The sequence below is a fragment of the Caballeronia sp. LZ033 genome (genome assembly GCF_031451265.1).
Lineage (GTDB): Bacteria > Pseudomonadota > Gammaproteobacteria > Burkholderiales > Burkholderiaceae > Caballeronia.
In genome coordinates this window covers 1-2,870 of record NZ_JARUXQ010000019.1, presented here as the reverse complement: position 1 = coordinate 2,870, position 2,870 = coordinate 1, and the positions used below count along the sequence as shown (strand labels likewise).

Annotated in this window: 2 protein-coding genes; both read right to left on the bottom strand. The window is 59.7% G+C overall.

Annotation, left to right across the window (positions count from 1 at the left end):
- Positions 1–6 precede the first annotated feature (6 nt).
- Positions 7–1,380 carry an ISNCY family transposase gene (locus tag QCE62_RS34920; RefSeq protein ID WP_409017964.1) on the bottom strand — a complete coding sequence of 458 codons (1,374 nt, stop codon included), beginning with the start codon at positions 1,378–1,380 and terminating at the stop codon, positions 7–9.
- 365 nt (positions 1,381–1,745) lie between these two features.
- Positions 1,746–2,756 carry an IS110 family transposase gene (locus QCE62_RS34915; RefSeq protein WP_309927973.1) on the bottom strand — a complete coding sequence of 337 codons (1,011 nt, stop codon included), beginning with the start codon at positions 2,754–2,756 and terminating at the stop codon, positions 1,746–1,748.
- Positions 2,757–2,870: the final 114 nt, after the last annotated feature.

The following is a 2,870-nucleotide window of genomic DNA, read 5'->3' as shown; positions in this document are numbered from 1 at the left end:
AGATCATTATCTCCCCACCGCGGCTGCCCGCTCTTCGGCGCAACCCAACACAGCCGCGTTGAGTCGCTCCAGGGTCAGTTCGCGCTGCGTGCGCGTGCCCACCTTGCGTTCTTTGGGCCGTGGCGCCATTCCCTGATTGGTCCGCGAAGGCATCCCCGAAGCGCAGCGATTGTCGCGCTCAGCTTGCACGACTTGAGCAGCCTGCAGGACGTGTCCAAGCCGCTTGTTGTCGACAATGGCACCTTGATCGATCTCTGAGAGCCGGTCGTATTGACGATAGGCGAGGGCAGCCCCATTCACACGAATCTCGATGCGTCCATCGGGATACTCGAAGACGTCCAGATATTGGTGAATCAGCGCACGGTTCTCTGCCGTATCGTCGAGCATGTAAATCACCCGGTCGTACTGCACCGTCAACACTTTCGTCACGTGCCGCGCCACGCGCGAGGTCAGGATCAAGTCGATATCCTCGTCGCTCCTGAGCGCGCGATGGGCATTGAAAGCGCTTCTCGGCACTTTGCCGAAGCGAGCGTTGAAGTCGGCCATGAAGTGGGGCGCGTAAGCGTTGGCCGCTTCCTGCGTGTTGATGCCGCGTAGACGCAATTCCTTCACCAGCCGATCCTGCAAGGTCAGATTGGCCCGCTCGACGCGCCCCTTTGCCTGGCTGCTATTGGCGCACCAGGTATCGATGTTGAGCTCGAATAAAGCCCGTCCAAACTGCGTCACGCCCTTGCCGCCGACCTCGGCGTGGTTGTTGCAATGGAACACCGCAGCCTTGTCGCTGTAGAGCGCAATCGGCTTGCCGTACGCTTCCAGATACCTGCGCGTGGCCTCGAAATAGCTGAAGGTCGACTCGGTCGCCGTGAAGTGCAGGGTCATCAGGCGGCTCGTGGCATCGTCGATAAACACCAGTAACGTACAAGCTGGCGCGCGGTCTTCGAACCAGCGATGGTCGCTGCCATCGATCTGGATCAACTCGCCCAGACACGAGCGGCGGTTCCTCGGCTGGTGCAGCGCCGCTGGACGCTGCTTGCGTGGAATCCAGAGCCCGGCATCGCGCATCCAGCGCCTTACCGTTTCCTTGCCCAACTCGATGCCGTGACATTCACGCAGCTTCTCGCAGGCAAGCGTCGGGCCGAAATCAGCGTAGCGCTGGCGCACCAGCGCCATGGCCCGGGCTCGCAGATCGATGGGCAATTCCCGATTGCTTGGCTGCCCGCGCTTGCGTGAGAGCAGCCCAGCCGGGCCGCTCGCAACAAAGCGGTGAGCGAGCCGGCTGATCTGACGTTCGCACAGTCCGAGTCGTTCAGCAGCCTGAACCATGGTCAGCCGATGCTCACAGACCGCCTCGATCACTTTGATACGTTCGAGTTCGTGCATAGTCGCCGTGATGAAACCACGCTCGTTCATGGTGAGCCCCTGGAAGACGCGCCATCGTCAGCGTGCGCCTTACAGGGCAAAACCGGACATTTCTAATGAGCCCAAACCCGACATTACTTATATGGTCGCCTCCCTTTTGCAAGGCAATTGCGCGTGACGAGAAGGGTGGTTGCGGACTTATATCCGGACTCGATCGCGGGCGTGCCCGCCGGCCCCGATGGATTTCGCCGCAAAGGTCCTAATCTAAAAAGCGGACTCGAGGTCCGAGTAATGTCTCAGGCTTGCCTTTGCGCGGTCCAACCTGTCTTGCCATCGTTCAATTTACCTGTGCAACCGTGGATAGGTTTTTAAGTTGCGTAGCTTGCTTACGGTGTTGGCGAGGCTTGATATGTTCGTCCGTACGCAAGCAGCGCCCAGATCGTACGGGCCATCTTGTTGGCGAGAGCGACAGCAACGACGTTCGTTGGACGCCGGGTCAACAGCAGGCGCAATCGTTCCGGCAAGTGCGTTGAGCTTGAGATCACCGATCGAGCACCATGAATCAGCAGTGTTCGCAAATAGACGTCACCGCGTTTGCTGATACCTCCAAGCTTGGTCTGGCCTCCGGAGCTATTCTGTCGGGGCACCAGACCAAGATAGGCCGCGAACTCGCGCCCGGAGCGGAACGACTTCGCCTGTCCGATCACCGAAACCGCAGCGGTCGCGGTAAGAACGCCAACGCCAGGAATCTCGGAGATGCGGCGACAAGCTTCGTCGTTGCGTCGCCATTCCTGAATGCGACGTTCGAGCAGTTCGATCTGCTCGTCGAGCGTACGAAGTCGCGAGAGTTGATCTTGCAGACTGTCCGTCAGCATGACGGGGAACTGGTCATCAATTGACGTCAGGGCCGCTTTCGCCGCCTCAATCGATGGGCGACGGCCTTGCGGCAGTACGACGCCGAATTCGTAGAGCAATCCACGAAGCTGATTGATCTGCATGACGCGAATTCGCACTAGTTGCTGACGGATCCGGTGCAGCGCGAGCATGGCCTGTTGATCTTCGGTCTTGACTGCGACGAACCGCATGCCAGGGCGCTGGGCGGCCTCCCAGATTGCTGCAGCATCAGCCGCGTCGTTTTTGTTCGACTTCACAAACGGCCGCACGAATTGGGCCGCTATCAGCCGCACGTCGTGGCCGAGTCGTGCCAGAGTTCTGGCCCAATGATGAGCGCTGCCGCAAGCTTCCATGACAACTCGGCATGCCGGTCGATTCGCAAAGAACGGTACGAGCTGTGCACGTTTGAGCGCCTTGCTGTGAATTGCGCCGGTCTCAGGATCGACGTAGTGAATCTGGAAGACGCGCTTGGCCAGATCGATGGCGACAGTCAAGGATTCCATCTGATTCTCCTTTGCGGCGGACATGCCGAACCAGCAATGTCGCACGCCCCGGTCAACGGAGCTGCGGCGACGGATGACCGTGATGGCGGGAGGCGACCATTCCATCTAAAAAGC

What these genes read in the sequence shown, in the direction of transcription:
- QCE62_RS34920 (WP_409017964.1), bottom strand. Translation starts at nt 1,380, where the DNA reads ATGCACGAACTCGAACGTATCAAAGTGATCGAGGCGGTCTGTGAGCAT.
- QCE62_RS34915 (WP_309927973.1), bottom strand. Translation starts at nt 2,756, where the DNA reads ATGGAATCCTTGACTGTCGCCATCGATCTGGCCAAGCGCGTCTTCCAG.